This window comes from Acetobacter nitrogenifigens DSM 23921 = NBRC 105050, from assembly GCF_000429165.1.
GTDB lineage: Bacteria > Pseudomonadota > Alphaproteobacteria > Acetobacterales > Acetobacteraceae > Acetobacter > Acetobacter nitrogenifigens.
In genome coordinates, this window is record NZ_AUBI01000010.1 from 54,247 (window position 1) to 69,419 (window position 15,173).

The 15,173-nt window shown below is 61.4% G+C and carries 15 protein-coding genes; 6 read left to right on the forward strand and 9 right to left on the reverse strand.

Annotated elements, in window-relative coordinates:
- Positions 1 to 151 precede the first annotated feature (151 nt).
- From G442_RS0112140 to G442_RS0112150, 3 genes are read left to right on the forward strand one after another with little or no spacing between them, the layout of a single operon-like run.
- Positions 152 to 1,117, forward strand: a complete 966-nt coding sequence (locus G442_RS0112140) for a thiamine pyrophosphate-dependent dehydrogenase E1 component subunit alpha (RefSeq protein ID WP_026398211.1) — start codon at positions 152 to 154, stop codon at positions 1,115 to 1,117.
- A gap of 30 nt (positions 1,118 to 1,147) precedes the next feature.
- A complete protein-coding gene (locus G442_RS0112145; RefSeq protein WP_026398212.1) occupies positions 1,148 to 2,176 on the forward strand; it encodes an alpha-ketoacid dehydrogenase subunit beta in 1,029 nt (342 codons plus the stop codon).
- 3 nt (positions 2,177 to 2,179) lie between these two features.
- Positions 2,180 to 3,313, forward strand: a complete 1,134-nt coding sequence (locus G442_RS0112150) for an acetoin dehydrogenase dihydrolipoyllysine-residue acetyltransferase subunit (RefSeq protein ID WP_026398213.1) — start codon at positions 2,180 to 2,182, stop codon at positions 3,311 to 3,313.
- A 292-nt stretch (positions 3,314 to 3,605) separates the two neighbouring features.
- On the opposite strand, the gene G442_RS0112160 is transcribed toward G442_RS0112150, so the two are convergent.
- Positions 3,606 to 4,385, reverse strand: a complete 780-nt coding sequence (locus tag G442_RS0112160) for an acetoin reductase (protein ID WP_026398214.1) — start codon at positions 4,383 to 4,385, stop codon at positions 3,606 to 3,608.
- A gap of 874 nt (positions 4,386 to 5,259) precedes the next feature.
- On the opposite strand from G442_RS0112160, the gene G442_RS0112165 reads away from it, so the two are divergent.
- The gene (locus G442_RS0112165; protein ID WP_026398215.1) at positions 5,260 to 6,522 is read left to right on the forward strand and encodes an adenosylmethionine--8-amino-7-oxononanoate transaminase; all 1,263 of its coding nucleotides are present in this window, start codon (positions 5,260 to 5,262) and stop codon (positions 6,520 to 6,522) included.
- 4 nt (positions 6,523 to 6,526) lie between these two features.
- Here the strand turns inward: G442_RS0112165 and G442_RS0112170 are convergent, their stop codons facing one another.
- The 6 genes from G442_RS0112170 to G442_RS0112195 form a co-directional block, all read right to left on the reverse strand.
- Positions 6,527 to 6,973, reverse strand: coding sequence for a molybdenum cofactor biosynthesis protein MoaE (locus G442_RS0112170; RefSeq protein WP_026398216.1), 447 nt, complete (start codon positions 6,971 to 6,973; stop codon positions 6,527 to 6,529).
- A gap of 68 nt (positions 6,974 to 7,041) precedes the next feature.
- Positions 7,042 to 7,296 carry a molybdopterin converting factor subunit 1 gene (gene moaD / locus G442_RS0112175; protein ID WP_026398217.1) on the reverse strand — a complete coding sequence of 85 codons (255 nt, stop codon included), beginning with the start codon at positions 7,294 to 7,296 and terminating at the stop codon, positions 7,042 to 7,044.
- A gap of 54 nt (positions 7,297 to 7,350) precedes the next feature.
- Positions 7,351 to 7,941, reverse strand: coding sequence for a hypothetical protein (locus G442_RS22125; protein WP_246789434.1), 591 nt, complete (start codon positions 7,939 to 7,941; stop codon positions 7,351 to 7,353).
- A 166-nt stretch (positions 7,942 to 8,107) separates the two neighbouring features.
- Positions 8,108 to 8,710, reverse strand: coding sequence for a CDP-diacylglycerol--glycerol-3-phosphate 3-phosphatidyltransferase (pgsA, locus tag G442_RS0112185; RefSeq protein WP_026398218.1), 603 nt, complete (start codon positions 8,708 to 8,710; stop codon positions 8,108 to 8,110).
- Between the two features lie 100 nt (positions 8,711 to 8,810).
- Complete coding sequence (gene uvrC, locus G442_RS0112190) at positions 8,811 to 10,901, reverse strand: excinuclease ABC subunit UvrC (RefSeq protein WP_051292264.1); 2,091 nt, start codon at positions 10,899 to 10,901, stop codon at positions 8,811 to 8,813.
- A gap of 317 nt (positions 10,902 to 11,218) precedes the next feature.
- On the reverse strand, positions 11,219 to 12,265 hold the full coding sequence (locus tag G442_RS0112195) for a dipeptidase (RefSeq protein WP_026398220.1): 1,047 nt from the start codon (positions 12,263 to 12,265) through the stop codon (positions 11,219 to 11,221).
- Positions 12,266 to 12,475: 210 nt separating this feature from the next.
- On the opposite strand from G442_RS0112195, the gene G442_RS0112205 reads away from it, so the two are divergent.
- Entirely contained in the window at positions 12,476 to 13,270 is a 795-nt protein-coding gene (locus tag G442_RS0112205; RefSeq protein ID WP_035376579.1) for an exodeoxyribonuclease III, read from the forward strand.
- Between the two features lie 163 nt (positions 13,271 to 13,433).
- On the opposite strand, the gene G442_RS0112210 is transcribed toward G442_RS0112205, so the two are convergent.
- Positions 13,434 to 14,150 (reverse strand): response regulator transcription factor, encoded by a 717-nt coding sequence (locus tag G442_RS0112210; RefSeq protein ID WP_026398222.1) that lies wholly within the window; start codon positions 14,148 to 14,150, stop codon positions 13,434 to 13,436.
- A 30-nt stretch (positions 14,151 to 14,180) separates the two neighbouring features.
- On the reverse strand, positions 14,181 to 14,369 hold the full coding sequence (locus tag G442_RS0112215; RefSeq protein WP_026398223.1) for a hypothetical protein: 189 nt from the start codon (positions 14,367 to 14,369) through the stop codon (positions 14,181 to 14,183).
- Positions 14,370 to 14,397: 28 nt separating this feature from the next.
- Between G442_RS0112215 and G442_RS0112220 the strand changes: the two genes are divergently transcribed.
- Positions 14,398 to 14,916, forward strand: a complete 519-nt coding sequence (locus G442_RS0112220; protein WP_035376580.1) for a L,D-transpeptidase family protein — start codon at positions 14,398 to 14,400, stop codon at positions 14,914 to 14,916.
- The last annotated feature ends 257 nt before the right edge of the window (positions 14,917 to 15,173 follow it).

Sequence of the window (15,173 nt, forward strand, 5' to 3'; positions counted from 1 at the left end):
ACATGCGCGTGACATTGATTATCCGGCGTCTTAACCGCGCCGCTTTGAAGTCGTTCACATCGCCTGACGCTGGCGCTCGTGACGAATTCATGGCGCAGCCGGACGACGCGGTCAATCGACCACCGAACCTCTGATGAATAAGGCGCAATCAATGCAAATCGCCAGAGATATACTCCTTCGTTCCTACCGATCCATGCGCACGATCCGCGATTTTGAAGAACGCCTGCATGTCGAGTTCGCCACGGGCGAAATCCCGGGATTCGTTCATCTTTATTGCGGTGAAGAAGCCTCTGGCGTCGGCGTTTGCGCCAATCTGACGGACACCGACACCATCGCCAGCACCCATCGCGGACACGGCCACTGCATCGCAAAAGGCGTCGGCGTGGATGGGATGATGGCCGAAATCTATGGACGCAGCACTGGCGTCTGTCGCGGCAAAGGCGGATCGATGCACATCGCCGACCTGTCTCTGGGAATGCTTGGCGCAAATGGCATTGTCGGCGGCGGGCCGCCGCTCATCTGCGGGGCGGCTCTCTCGCACAAACTGCTGAAGGACGGCGGCGTGGCCGTCGCGTTCTACGGCGACGGCGCATCCAACGAGGGCTCGACGCTGGAAAGCCTGAACCTGGCCACAGTCTGGCAGTTGCCTGCGATATTTGTTGTCGAGGACAACGGTTATGGAGAAGCGACCGGCGCATCCTACGCCGTCGCCGGAACTCAGAAAGCCCGTGCTGAAGGCTTCGGCATGCCTTACTACGAATGTGACGGCACGGACTTTTTCGCGGTCTACGAGACTGCCGGGGAAGCGATCAAACGCGCGCGCGCGGGCGAAGGCCCCGCTATGGTCCACGTCCACCTCTCCCGCTGGTATGGGCACTTCGAAGGCGATTCCATGAGTTATCGCATCGACGGAGAAGTCGCACGCGAACGCGCCGAGCGCGACTGTCTGGTCAACTTCCGCAGGCGCACGACCGAAGCCGGACTTCTGGACGCCGCTGCGCTCGACGAAATCGACGCCGCCGTAAAAGCGGAAGTCGAACAATCCGTCGTCTCCGCGAAGGCGGCTCCAACGCCGGAAGACGCGGATCTCCTTAAAGACGTTTACGTCGCCTACTGATTCCGCAGACGCACACGGAGACCTGAACCAATGAGCAAAAAAAGCTTTCGCCAGGCGATCAACGAGGCGCTGCGGCTGGAAATGCGACGCGATCCACGCGTCATCCTGATGGGCGAAGACGTCGCAGGCGGTCGGGGCGGAACGTCCGGCGTGACCGACGCATGGGGCGGCGTGCTTGGCGTCACCAAGGGATTGCAGACCGAATTCGGCGAAGATCGCGTCTTCGACACACCGATCAGCGAGGCGTCCTATATCGGCGCCGCCGCAGGAGCCGCCGCCACCGGATTGCGCCCGGTTGCCGAGCTGATGTTCGTCGATTTCGTCGGCTGCTGCCTCGACCAGATCATGAATCAGGCTGCAAAATTCCGTTACATGTTCGGTGGAAAAGCCCGCACGCCGCTGGTTATCCGCGCCATGTACGGCGCAGGCTTCAACGCGGCCGCCCAGCACAGTCAGGCGCTCTACCCGCTGTTCACGCATATTCCGGGCCTGAAAGTCGTCATCCCGTCGTCTCCATATGAGGCGAAAGGCCTGCTGATCGAAGCGATCCGCGATGACGATCCGGTCATTTTCCTTGAAAACAAGGTCATGTATGATGACGAGGAAGACGTTCCGGACGGTTCTTACACCATCCCCTTCGGTGAGGCGAACCTGACCCGCGAGGGCGACGACGTGACCATCGTCGCGTTCGGACGCATGGTGAACTTCGCCAACGAAGCAGCCGATCGTCTGGAAAAATCCGGAATTTCCTGCACAGTTATCGACCCGCGCACGACGTCTCCGCTCGACACCGGGACGATCCTCGATTGCGTGGCCGACACGGGACGTCTTGTGATCGTCGATGAATCGAGCCCGCGCTGCAATCTGGCGACAGATGTGGCGGCCCTTGTCGCGGAAGAGGCCTTCGACGCCCTTAAAGCTCCGATCCGCCGCGTCGTGCCGCCGCACACCCCGGTTCCGTTCTCGTCGACGCTGGAAGCGCTATACATGCCCAACGCAGACAAGATCGAAGCGGCCGTGAAATCCGTCATGTCTTATCGGATGAAAGAGGAGGTTTAATCCATGTCCGGCGCCATTACCCCCGTCACCATGCCCAAGTTCGGCCTCGCCATGACGGAAGGCAAACTTGCCGACTGGCTCATCCAGGTCGGCGAGACAGTCAGCGCAGGTCAGGAACTGGCCGATATCGAGACAAGCAAGATTACGAACGGCTACGAGAGCCCGGTCTCGGGCGTTCTACGGCGTCAGGTCGTCGCGGCAGGCGAAACGCTGCCGGTCGGCGCGCTACTCGGCGTCGTTGCGGACGCCAGCGTCGCTGACGACGCCATCGACGCGTTCATAGCCGAATTTCAGGCCAATAACGCCTCTGCGGACACGGAAGCCTCCGCCGCCGACGCAGAGCCCTCCACCGTTTCCGTCGATGGCCTCGACATTCGCGTAAAGGACGTGGGCGCTGCCGAGGGTTCGCAACTCCCCGTTCTTCTGATCCACGGTTTCGGCGGCGATCTGACCAGCTGGATGCTGAACCAGAGCGCCCTTTCCCATGACCGCCGCGTGATTGCCTTCGATCTTCCCGGTCACGGCGAGTCCAGCAAGAGCGCCGGCGAAGGCAAGCCCTCCAGTTTCGCCGGAACCGTCGCGAAGCTTCTGGAAACTCTCGACGCAGACAAAGTTCATGTCATTGGCCACTCTCTTGGCGGCGCGATCTCGCTGGAGCTGGCGCGGCTTGCTCCAGAGAAAGTCGCCTCGCTGTCTCTGATTGCCCCGGCCGGGCTTGGTCCCGACGTGAACATGACGTTCATCAACGGCTTCATCTCGGAAGATCGACGCAAAACCCTTGAGCCGATCCTTCAGCTCCTTGTTCACGACAAGTCACTGATCTCGCGCCGTATGATCGAAAATATCATACGCTTCAAACGACTGGACGGCGCAACAGGGGCGTTGCGCACTATCGCAGACGCCTGCTTCCCCGACGGAAAGCAGGCCGACAATCTCCGCGCCACCCTTGAAAACTACCCGGGTCCTGTGCAGGTCATCTGGGGCGAGAATGACGAGATCCTGTCATCGGCACCAGCGCAGTCGCTGCCTGACAAAGTCGCCGTCAGCGTGCTGTCCGAAACCGGGCATATGCCACAGATGGAAAAAGTCAGTGACGTCAACAAGGCGATCAGCGCCTTCCTCGAAAAGAACGACTGACGAGAACAGCTCCCTCTCTCCATATTTGCTATGGAGAGGGGGGGGCCAACGCATCTACTTTGGGGATGCGTCGATCCTGCGATGAATAAAGCGACACAACCGCTGGAAATATTTGCAAAATAACCTTTTGCGAATTTTCCTTGACTCTACACGCGACGACGACGACGCGATCCGTTGAGATTCATTCCCTCCAGACATTTGGCGCACTGAAAACGGGAATGGAATATCAAGAGAATATAGCCTTCGTCCTGATATTCCAAAAATCAATGCCATCGGCCCTTATCGTCGCGCGCTAGCGATAAACCAATCCGCCATCGCTAATGATCGCCTGACCAGTGATGTAATCCGAGTCCGGACCGGCGAGAAATGAAACCAGCGCGGCCACGTCGTCCGGCGTCTGGGATCGACCAAGCGCAATTCCGGAAACATATTTTTCGTAGGTGGAACCCAGAGGAGCGCCGGTAACTTCGGCGAAGCGGCGGTCGATCTCGACCCACATGTCGGTGCCCACGATACCAGGACAATACGCCGTCACTGTAATCCCGTCCGACGCATATTCACGCGCCGCCGCCTGCGTCAGCCCACGCACTGCGAATTTCGTCGCGGAGTAAACGCCCAACATCGCAAATCCGTCGTGACCGGCGACCGAAGACGCATTGATGATCTTGCCCTTCTGTTTACGCGCCTTGAACTTGGCCGCAGCCGCCTGAATGCCCCAGAGCACGCCAAGCATGTTAATGTGCAGAATCCGTTCGGCCTCTTCAGGTTGTACGTCCGCGACCGGACCGACAAGCGCGACACCAGCATTATTGACCATCACGTCAAACCCGCCGAGTTCCGCCTCGGCATGTTCGATTGCAGCATATACCTGCGCCCGATCACCGACATCAGCCCGAAATGTCGTGGCTTTTCGACCCAAGGCGCGAATTTCGTCGGCAACCGACTCAGCCTTGTCATCCTTCATGTCGATGATCGCGACATCGGCGCCATCTGTCGCGAGACGCAATGCGATACCGCGTCCAATACCCTGCGCTCCACCAGTAATAACAGCGATTTTTCCAAGTAAAGACATGATGACGCTCCCCTGCGTGCGCAGCCATGGACACCGACTCCTCGCGATCAATCCTGGGCGGCCATTAGAAAATCCACCGAAGAAACTGCCGAAGTTTCAATGAAACATGGGACGTAGAATCAAATTTATTATCACTTACATCTTAGACGAGATGACCATACGCCAGGTGACGAGTCCATACCTTTCTTAACTCATCAACATTTTTGTCAAAGTTTCTCACACTTCACGTTAAATAACATCACCACAAAACAAACGGCGCAACGCAAAATTTCTGACAAAATGCACTTTGTACACGGTGATTTTTATAAAAAAAGACGCACGAATAGGACCATCCAACACGGACGTCTTTTTTCTGACACTCGCATCGATCCAAGCGGAGCATCGCCCTCAAAAAAGCGTCTCAAACACGTCTAGGATAATCCGACCCCTTAACAGACCTTGGTAAATGTCAGAGCCTTTCTTCCTTACCGTGATCCATACTCAACGCACTGATCCACTTCCTGTATCTGGATACCAGCCACATGGATGAATGGCCCGATCACATGCAGCGATCACATTCCGTATCGCAATTTTTAAGCAGGATGCCATTCTGACATCTCTCACCGCCGTGACGTTAAGTATGCAAAAAAGGGAGTGAGAAGGCCACCACGGCGCTGGTCTCATCAACCGTCACACGCATTCAGCCCCTGACAACCAACCGCGCACCACCCCTCGGTCACCTCGTTCGCCAATTCGAGCACTCAAGCCGAATCACGCTCCCTAATTTAGGAACTGCCGGAACGCAGGCTAATGATGCTAGAGGGTCTCGACGCGCCTGTGCGGCGCAACCCGAGCGGTCACATGACCACAGCCAGAACAAAAGGAAGACAAACCCGTGCCGTCATCGGAGTGGTATGAAACCGGCCTTCCACACATCTGGCTCCCCTACGCCCAGATGAAAACTGCGCCAACTCCCCTACCCGCACGCTCGACCCAGGGCAGCGTCATCACGCTCCATGACGGAAGGGAACTCGTCGACGGCGTCGCCGCATGGTGGACAGCCTGCCATGGATATAACCACCCCCATATCCGCGCCTGCGCCGAAGCACAGCTTGCGCGGATGCCGCATGTCATGTTCGGCGGCATGGTTCACGAGCCCGCGCTACGTCTGGCCGCACGGCTGGCCGCCATGTTGCCGGGTGACCTTGAGCGGGTCTTCTACACGGACTCAGGCTCCGTCGCGGTCGAAGTGGCGATGAAGATGGCGATCCAGTATCGCATCAACCGGGGTGAGCCGGAGCGACGACGGCTGCTGGCCTTCAAGGGCGGCTATCATGGCGACACTCTGGCGACGATGGCGATCTGCGATCCAGAAGAAGGTATGCACCATCTGTTTTCCGGCGTGATGCCGGAGCAGGCCGTCATCGACCTGCCCCGCGACGATGCGACCCGGGCAGCGTTCGAAAACTTCTTGCAGACACAGGCATCGACTCTTACCGCCATTGTCGTGGAGCCGTTGGTGCAGGGCGCGGGCGGCATGGTGTTTCATGACCCGGCGACACTGTCGTTCTTGCGAAGCGCGGCAGACCGGCATGGCCTGCTGTTAATTCTGGACGAAATATTCACCGGCTTCGGCCGCACGGGAACGATGTTCGCCTGTCAGCAGGCGAACATCGTTCCCGATATCGTCACCCTGTCCAAGGCGCTGACCGGCGGAACCATGGCCCTCGCCGCGACGGTTGCCCGGCGGCATGTCTACGAGGCGTTTCTCTCGGACGATCCTGAGAAGGCGCTGATGCACGGGCCAACCTTTATGGCGAACCCGCTCGCCTGCGCATGCGCGAACGCGTCTCTCGACCTGTTTGAACGGGAGCCGCGTCTGGAGCAGGTCGCGACCATCGCGGCTCAACTCAGCACGGCGCTGGAACCCTGTCGTACCTTGCCTGGCGTGCGCGACGTGCGTGTCATGGGCGCCATCGGCGTCGTGGAAATGGATCGTATCGCCGACCCGGCCAGTTTGCGGACGCGTTTTGCGGCGGAAGGCGCGTGGATCCGGCCGTTCAGGAATATCGTTTACCTGACGCCCGCATTCACAATCAGCGAACAGCAACTCGACTTTCTCGCGAACGCCATACGCCGTGTGCTGAAGGACGGGTAGACCTTCACCACCCAGCGGCGGCCGCGTCATCCTCGGCGCGGCTTTCTACCCAGACAGAACTACCGTCGGAGAACTCTTCCCGCTTCCAGAACGGCGCGCCCGTCTTGAGGCGGTCGATCAGAAAGCGTGTCGCATCCAGTGCTGCGGCCCGGTGCGCGGCGGAGGTCAATACGAGCACGATCGGCGCGCCGACAGGAAGACGCCCGACACGGTGGATAACCGTGCACCCCGCCAGATCGAAACGCGCGACAGCCTGCTCCGCCAAGTCGTTTAGCGCAGCCTCCGACATCCCAGGATAATGCTCCAGACACAGCGCCGTCAGGCCGCCCCCACCCCGCACCACGCCGAGGAATGAACCCAGGCCACCCACCTCGTCGCTGTCCGCAAGCAGGCGAGCAGTTTCAGCGCCCACATCGAACGCCTCCTCCTGAACGAGGACACGCACAACGATCTCACTTGTTTGCGGAGTGACAGTCATATCGCGTGCTTCCCGAAACGTCAGGCGCGGCCCATTCCGCCCTAACCACCCGTCATTGGCGGAAACAGAGCCAGCTCGTCACCGTCAGTCAGGGGAGCATGCAAATCGGCCAGCGTCTTGTTAACCGCCACACGGATCGCACCCGAGCCCGCGAAAGCATCTGCCAGCGCAGGATCAACGCGGCCTTGCGCAGCGATCCATTCGCCCACGGTGGTGGCGTCATGCAGCGACGCGGTCTCGGACGATTTACCCAGCCGTTCGCGCAATGCTGCAAAATATAGGACGGTGACGCTCATGCGCCACTCTTAGCCAATCGCCTTCGGGTCGCCAACTGTGGCTGACAGTCCTTCTTATGGCTGCTTCGCCGGGGTCGCCGTCGATTCCGCAGCCTTGGCGGGAGCACCAGCCTTCTCCTTGTGGACTTCGCCGTTCTTCAACGTGGCGATCGAACCGTCGGGGTGAATAACGGTGGTCGTGCCGTCGCCATTCGGGATTTCAATGTTGGAGCCAGAGGCCTTGCCAGCGCCGTATTTGGCCGCCACGTCAGGCTCGCTGCTCGGCAATCCGGCGCCGGAGAAACTGGCGCTGGCGTCCGGGACGTCGTCGCCGATGGCCATATCGCCGCCATCATGCAGATCATGGCCGGGCAGAACGCTGGAACGCTCAGACGCCACGTCCGAAAGCGACGGGAGAGGCTCAGGAGCACCCGGCCAGATATTGCCGTTTTGCGGGAGCATCGGCGTCTCCGCCGTGCTGTAGCCACGTACGCGGCGCATGGTTTCGGAATCGCCATGGGGCGCATTTGGATTCGCGCCCGGCAGCGTGGCTGTGTCTGAAAGCCATTCGCCGAACCCGGAACAACCGCTCAACAGAAGAAGAAACCCAACAAGAGCGGCATTCCGCATCAGTTCTACCTCGCCGATATCGGTCCCGCGCGACATGAGCGTCACCTGCTATCGGGTCCTATTGATATCGTTGTCGCGTGATCAGGTAAATTACTGCTTAGCGAAAGAACGAAGTATTTGCGCATTTTACTAAATCATCAGGTTCTCGCGCATCAGTAGACCCTGAGAGCCAGATTTGCGCGAGCACATCAAAACCGACTGACTACCCCGCCGAATCGACGGCCCCTTTGGGCGCGGTACGACCGACGTGGCGCAAACCTGCGTTCAGGTAATCCCACCCGGTGATGAGCGTAAGGACCGCCGCGATCCAGAGCATCACCGCCCCGCACATCCCAACATGCAACCACGGCATCCCCAGCAACGCCCCAGTGCTGTCCCCCGCCAGCAGAAAACCGATGGCGGTCATCTGGAAACCGGTCTTCCATTTGGCAAGCCGCGTGACGGGAAGACTGATGCGCGTCGCAGCAAGATACTCCCTCAGCCCGCTGACAAGAATCTCCCGGCACAGGATGACGATCGCGGGCCAGAGCGAGTCGAAAGGAAGCCTGCCCATTCCGGCGAGCGTCATCAGCGACGCGCCGACAAGCAGCTTGTCGGCGATCGGATCCATCATCCGTCCCAGATCAGACTGCATTTTCCATGATCTGGCCAGTTGCCCGTCGAAATAGTCCGTGACCGCCGCCGCGATGAACAGCAGACACGCAGCAGCGTCCGCGCCGGGCCGGGCCATCGCCACAAGGGCGACTAGAACCGGGATGGCGACGATCCGCGACAACGTGAGCAGGTTCGGCAGATCGGTGATCATGGCGGCAAGCTACTCCACTTCGCGTCTCCCCGGAACGGTAACTACCACAAAAGTGTTATTACAAAGGCTATGGAAGACGATTTCATGGCCCCGCGCGTCCTCACCCCCCGGTCCACCCGGGATGGAAATGACCGTAGATGGACCGGGCCGTTTCCCGGTTGATCCCGGGAGCGGCCTCCAGCTCGCTCAAACCCGCTTGACTGACGCCCCGCGCGGACCCGAACCGGTTCAGCAACGCCCGCTTGCGCGCGGCCCCGATGCCCGGAATGTCGTCCAGTTCCGACTTCACCAGCGACTTCGACCGCCCGGCCCGATGCGTGGTGATGGCGAAGCGATGCGCCTCATCCCGCAGGCGCTGGAGATAGTAAAGCACCGGGTCGCGAGGCTCGAACTGAAACGGCGGCTGGTCGTCGGTGAAAAACCACTCGCGCCCTGCGTCACGATCCGGTCCCTTGGCGATCGCCACCAGCTTCACCCCCGAGACGCCCAGGGCGTCCAGAACGCCGCGCACGGCCGAGAACTGTCCCGCGCCGCCGTCGATCAGCAACACGTCCGGCCAGTCGGCTCCAGCGCCCTCAGGGCGCCCTCCGGCAGAGGAAGTCACTGGCGTCTCTTCTCCTCCGACAGCGCCGCTCGACGTCGCGACGTCCAACCTCTGCCCCGACAAACCGCCCGTCGCCGCAATGTCACCCGCCACACCCGCGCCAGAGGCCGAGGCAGCGCCCGCCTTCTCCGCCGCCTCCCGCAAGGCGCGGCCGAACCGACGTTCGAGCACTTCGCGCATCATCGCGAAATCGTCTCCTGGCGTGATCGCGCCCTTGATGCCGTATTTTCGGTAAGCGCGGCGCTCGAAGCCTTCCGGACCGCCCACGATCATCACGCCATAGGGGTTGGTCCCCATGATATGGCTGTTGTCGTAAACCTCGATCCGCGACGGCGGCGCGGACAGGCCGAACGCCTTAGCCACGCCCTCAAGCAGCTTCGCCTGTCCGGCGCTTTCCGCCATCTTGCGTTCCAAAGCTTCCCGGGCGTTCGTTTCGGCGTGTTCGACGACGTCCCGCCGCTCGCCGCGCTGGGGCCGCAGGATCTCCACCTTACGCCCCCGCCGGATCGACAGCGCCTCAGCCAGAAGCGTCTCTTCCGGCATCTCGCAATTGACCAGAACAAGCGGCGGCGGCGGCTTGTCGTCGTAGAACTGCGCCAGAAACGCCTGCAAGACGTCCGCGTCGGTTTCGTCGCGCGTGTGCGCGGGGAAGAACGCCCGGTTGCCGTTGTTGCGGCCACCACGAATGAAGAACACCTGAATGCAGGCCTGCCCGGCGTCCTGCCAGACCGCAATCACGTCGCCGTCGCCAATAGACGCCGGGTTCACCACGCTGGAATCCTGCATCTGCGCCAAAGCGCGAATGCGGTCGCGCAGCGTGGCCGCGCGCTCGTAATCGAGCGCTTCCGCCGCGCGCTCCATCTCCGCAGCGAACTCCGCCTTGATCTCCTTGTCGTTCCCCGACAGGAACTCCCGCGCCTGCGTCACCAGATGCGCGTAATCCTCCTGACTGATCCGGTCGACGCAGGGGGCCGAACATCGCTTGATCTGGAACAGCAGACAGGGACGTGTCCGCGATGCGAACATCGAGTCCGTGCAGGTACGCAGCAGGAACACCCGCTGCATGATCGCCACCGTCTGATTCACCGCCCACGCCGACGCAAACGGCCCCCAATAGCTGGCGCCCTTCTCCATCTTGCCACGATGCTTGGCGATCTGCGGAAACGGGTGCTGTTCCGTCAGCACCAGCCATGGGTAAGTCTTGTCGTCGCGCAACAGGATGTTGAAGCGCGGCTTCATGCGCTTGATGTAGTTGGCCTCAAGCAGCAGGGCTTCGGCTTCGGTATGCGTCGTCACGATCTCCATCGCGACGGTTTCCGAAACCATCCTGCGTATCCGTTCGGGCAGGCGCGAAAGCTGCGTGTAGGACGTGACCCGTTTCTTCAGCGCGCGCGCCTTGCCGACGTAAAGCACCTCTCCGGTCGAGCCGATCATCCGGTAAACGCCGGGCGACAGAGGCATTGTCTTCAGCGCCTCGGCTATGACCCCGACGCCGCGCTGAGTCGGCACGCCGCCCGTTTCCTCCACAGGAAGCGAGGCCTCCTGTTCATGCGTTTCCGTAGCGGAAAGATCGGACGATTCAGGCATTCGATTTCATCCACCGAACTTGTGGATAAGTCTGTGGAATCAAAGATGACAGATTTATGGAAGTCCCGGTCTTCCTCGCCATCCCTCGGATTGCATAAAATTTAGCCAAGAATGCTAACCCTTTGAAGTATATAAATTTAACCACTTATTAGCCGCCAAATCTCGGAGACGCCTCCGAAACCTTCTGAAAAAAACTCGTGTCAATCCCGGGAGTGGACAAAATTCACAGAAGCAGGCCGAAAAGGTGATCCTGATTTGTTCCATATCCCCACGCCAGAACGCTCCAGACCCTTTTCAACCGGCCCACAGAGCCTAGGTCAGGCCGCCGTAGCGGCACGCTCGGCGGCACGAAGCACGCGACGGAAATTCCCTCCCCAGAACGCTTCGATCTCGCTGCGGTCGTAGCCACGGCTGACCAGTTCGGCCGTCAGGGAGAGCGACTCGCCCGCGTTCCGCCAGCCGTCCAGTTCTCCGCCGCCGTCGAAATCAGATGAGATCCCGACGTGTTCCGGGCCGATGCGGCGGACGACATAATCGAGATGATCCATGTAGTCCGCCACTGTCGCCCTACGAGAACCAAGCTCTGCACGCGGACGCAGGAACCCCCCCACGGCGGTGATCTGGATCACACCGCCGCTGGCCTTCAGCGCGTCAAGCTGCGCGTCGTCCAGATTGCGCGGATGGTCGCACAAGGCCCGCACGCACGCGTGGGTCGCGGCGACCGGCGTCGCTGAAACCTCCACCGCCTGCAACATCGTGTCGCGCGACGTGTGCGACACGTCCACCACCATCCCCAGCCGGTTCATCTCCGCAATGGCTGCCCGCCCCAGCGCCGACAGACCGCCATGGCGCGCCTCCGGATCGCCGAGCTTCCGGCTCGGCTGTCCCGAATCCGCCAGCGCGTTGTGCCCGTTATGAGTCAGCGTGACATAGCGCGCGCCAAGAGCGCGAAAGCGGGCGAGCATGCCGATGTCGTCGCCCATGCCGTATCCGTTCTCGACGCCCGGCATGACCACGAGAACCCCCTCCCGAAACGCGTCCTCCATCTTGTCCACGGTGTCGCACACGCGCGCCTTCAGACCATTGCGCTCGCCCTGCATGCGATCGATCGCCGCCAGCATCTCCAGCGTCTGCGCCTGAGCCGCCGCATGGCCGTCAGCGTCGACCGAATCCTGCGCAATATAGGCGACGAAGCACCCCGCCGCGAGATGGCCCCGCCGCATCTTCGGGAAATCGACGCAACGCCCGGCCGTATCGAGAAACGCGTCGTCACGGTCCGGCCACGGAATGTCGATGTGGCTGTCCAGGGTCAGCAACGACTCGTGTAGGGCGCGGACATCGTCCGAAACAGCAGCCTTCAGCATGGGGCATCCTTGGAGGGGCTTCGTTCGCCGAGCGCTAGGAAGCGGGGAAAATCATGAACAGAAAATCGGCGCAGACGCCGCAGTTTACAAGACGGGAACGCGATCGGCGGCGCCACGCGGCCTCAAACCGGCGCGACGCGAAGGACAGGTACACAACGTCGCCACGAATTGCTCTTGCCGCGATCCGCTCGATAGGCGATCCCGATCCTCATGCGCATCGTGACCTGGAACATCAACTCCCTTCGCCTTCGACTCCCTCTGCTGGGCGAGGTGATCCGGCATCTGGCCCCTGACGTGATCTGTCTGCAGGAGACGAAGGTCCCAGACCCGCTATTTCCGGAGAAGGCGCTGGCCGAACTCGGCTATCCCTACTTCGTGCGCAAAGGCATGAAGGGGTACAACGGGGTGGCGATCCTCTCGCGCTATCCGCTCGTGGCGTCGGAAGACACGCCCGACTGGTGCGAAAAAGGCGACTGCCGGCATGTCGCCGCGACGATCGCCACCGACAGCGGGCCCGTCGAGATTCATGATTTCTACGTCCCGGCGGGCGGGGACATCCCGGACCCGGAAGCCAATCCGAAATACGCGCACAAACTCGCTTTCGTCGACGAAGTGACGGCGTGGTTCGCTACCCACCACAAGACGCGCTCGGTCATCGTCGGGGACCTCAACATCGCGCCGCTGGAGCATGACGTATGGAGCCACAAGCAGCTTCTGGACGTCGTCAGCCACACGCCGCCGGAGACCACACGCCTCAACGCCTGGCTTGAGACCGGCTTCGTCGACGCGATGCGCCATTTCGTGCCGCCCGGCGAGAAGCTCTATACGTGGTGGTCGTACCGCAACCGCGACTGGAGCGCCTCCAATCGTGGCCGCAGGCTGGACCATGTGTGGATCACGCCAGACCTGAAGCCGTCGCTGACCGGGATGACCGTGGTGCGGGAAGCGCGCGACTGGGCCTCCCCTTCCGACCATGTGCCCGTCGTGGTCGATCTGGCGGTCTGACGCGTCTGCCTGCGGCCTGACGCCCCCAGTCTGCGCGCGCACGGGGCATACCGGGCCGAACCGCGCATCCCCAAACGCCCAATCGAAATTCACCTGCAGGAATCACACCCGCAAGAATCACAAGGGCCGCACAAGGCGGCCCGAGGCGATCGAGATGTTGCTCTCAGGATTGCGGCACGCCGCCTTCCGGGTCGAGCCTATAGCCGCCGCCTTCCGTGATCAGAAGACAGGCATTGGAGGGGTCGGGCTCGATCTTCTGACGCAACCGATAGATATGCGTTTCAAGCGTATGCGTCGTCACCGCCGCGTTATAGCCCCAGACCTCGTTCAGCAGAACCTGTCGCGGCACCGGTCGCGTGCCAGCCCGATACAGGAACTTCAGGATCGCGGCCTCTTTCTCGGTCAGGCGAACGCGACGGTTGCGCGCCGCCTCCTGAAGCAGCTTGGCAGACGGGCGGAACGTGTAGGGACCGACCGTGAACACGGCGTCCTCGCTGTTCTCGAAAATGCGCAGCTGGGCCCGCAGCCGCGCCAGCAATTCCGCGATGCGAAAGGGCTTGGCCACATAATCGTTGGCGCCCGCGTCGAGGCCCCGCACCACATCAGCCTCATCATCCGAGCCGGTCAGGATGATAATCGGCATCCGCACGCCTTCGCGCCGCAATTCCACGCAGAAATCGCGCCCGTCGCCGTCCGGCAGCGTGACGTCCAGAATCACGGCGTCAAATCGTGACTCCGGCTTTCGCAGCGCAGCCCACGCTTCGGCCACAGAAGCCGCCTCTACAGGCTGGAACTCGCCCTCGACCTGCAGCTGTTCGACAAGCATCTGTCGGAGCGTCTGGTCATCGTCGACAATTAAAACAGGACGTGCGCCCGACATCGTCACCTCACCATCTCTGTGGGGGGCTCACTAGCCCTCCACCACCGCCGCGACAATATCCGGTCGCGTTTTTTCGGCGTCGTCGCCAGTTCCGCCATCCTCGGCAAAGAGAACGGAGGGGCCATGCGCGGCGCCATCTATTCCGCTATAGACCACCGATCCGGCGACGGGAAAAGGCGCCGACGGCGAAACGGACCATCCTGTCGATTTTCGTCGCAATGACAGCAAACCTCCGAGGCATAGTCTGATGATACATGCGACCCTCGTGCCTGAAAGCGGCAGCGACGCACGACTGCATTGCGCCGACAGGGTTTATCGCGCCGTGATCGGGGCCGCCGGAGTGAGCGCCAAAAAGGAAGAAGGCGATCACGCCACCCCGACAGGAACGCTCGCGCTCAGACGCGTTCTCTACCGCGCGGACCGTGTAAAACGCCCGGAAGTCGGCGGATTGCCGCTCGAACCGATCGCGCAGTCCGACGGCTGGTGCGACGACGTGACGCACGCCGACTACAACACTCAGGTGGCGTTGCCGCACCCCGCTCGTCACGAGGAATTGTGGAGAGAGGACCATCTGTACGACATCGTCGTGGTCCTTGGTCACAACGACGCGCCCATCGTCCCCGGACGCGGGTCTGCGATTTTCATGCACCTTCAATCGCCGGACGGAAAACCCACGGAAGGCTGCATCGCGCTGACGGAAGCCGATCTCCGGGCCGTGCTGGCGTCAGGCGTCGCGGCGATAGACGTTCCGCGACCGCAATCCTGATCGACCGGCTCTCGGGGAACGCGCGCTTGATCGCGCAAGTCGGAGAACCTGGACCCGCAAAACGCTGGCGGCTCCGACGCGTTGAATCGAAGGCCTGAGCCCGAGGCCTTGCCCAACGTCACAGTGACGCAGCATGGCGGAGACGCCCAGGCGTCACACGACCATATTGGGCCAATTTACCTTCCGACCACATCGGCGCCCGACCGGATACTGACGCGGGCGCACGCAAAGACGTCAGGAGCGCGCCCGTGAATCTC

Excerpts from the sequence above, each read along its gene's own strand:
- G442_RS0112195 (WP_026398220.1), bottom strand. The coding sequence starts at position 12,265 with ATGCTGAAGGCTGCTGTTTCGGACGATGTCCGCGCCCTACACGAGTCG.
- uvrC (WP_051292264.1), bottom strand. The coding sequence starts at position 10,901 with ATGCCTGAATCGTCCGATCTTTCCGCTACGGAAACGCATGAACAGGAG.
- G442_RS0112205 (WP_035376579.1), top strand. The coding sequence starts at position 12,476 with ATGCGCATCGTGACCTGGAACATCAACTCCCTTCGCCTTCGACTCCCT.
- G442_RS0112150 (WP_026398213.1), top strand. The coding sequence starts at position 2,180 with ATGTCCGGCGCCATTACCCCCGTCACCATGCCCAAGTTCGGCCTCGCC.
- moaD (WP_026398217.1), bottom strand. The coding sequence starts at position 7,296 with ATGAGCGTCACCGTCCTATATTTTGCAGCATTGCGCGAACGGCTGGGT.
- G442_RS0112210 (WP_026398222.1), bottom strand. The coding sequence starts at position 14,150 with ATGTCGGGCGCACGTCCTGTTTTAATTGTCGACGATGACCAGACGCTC.
- G442_RS0112220 (WP_035376580.1), top strand. The coding sequence starts at position 14,398 with ATGATACATGCGACCCTCGTGCCTGAAAGCGGCAGCGACGCACGACTG.
- pgsA (WP_026398218.1), bottom strand. The coding sequence starts at position 8,710 with ATGATCACCGATCTGCCGAACCTGCTCACGTTGTCGCGGATCGTCGCC.
- G442_RS0112160 (WP_026398214.1), bottom strand. The coding sequence starts at position 4,385 with ATGTCTTTACTTGGAAAAATCGCTGTTATTACTGGTGGAGCGCAGGGT.
- G442_RS0112140 (WP_026398211.1), top strand. The coding sequence starts at position 152 with ATGCAAATCGCCAGAGATATACTCCTTCGTTCCTACCGATCCATGCGC.
- G442_RS0112145 (WP_026398212.1), top strand. The coding sequence starts at position 1,148 with ATGAGCAAAAAAAGCTTTCGCCAGGCGATCAACGAGGCGCTGCGGCTG.
- G442_RS22125 (WP_246789434.1), bottom strand. The coding sequence starts at position 7,941 with ATGTCGCGCGGGACCGATATCGGCGAGGTAGAACTGATGCGGAATGCC.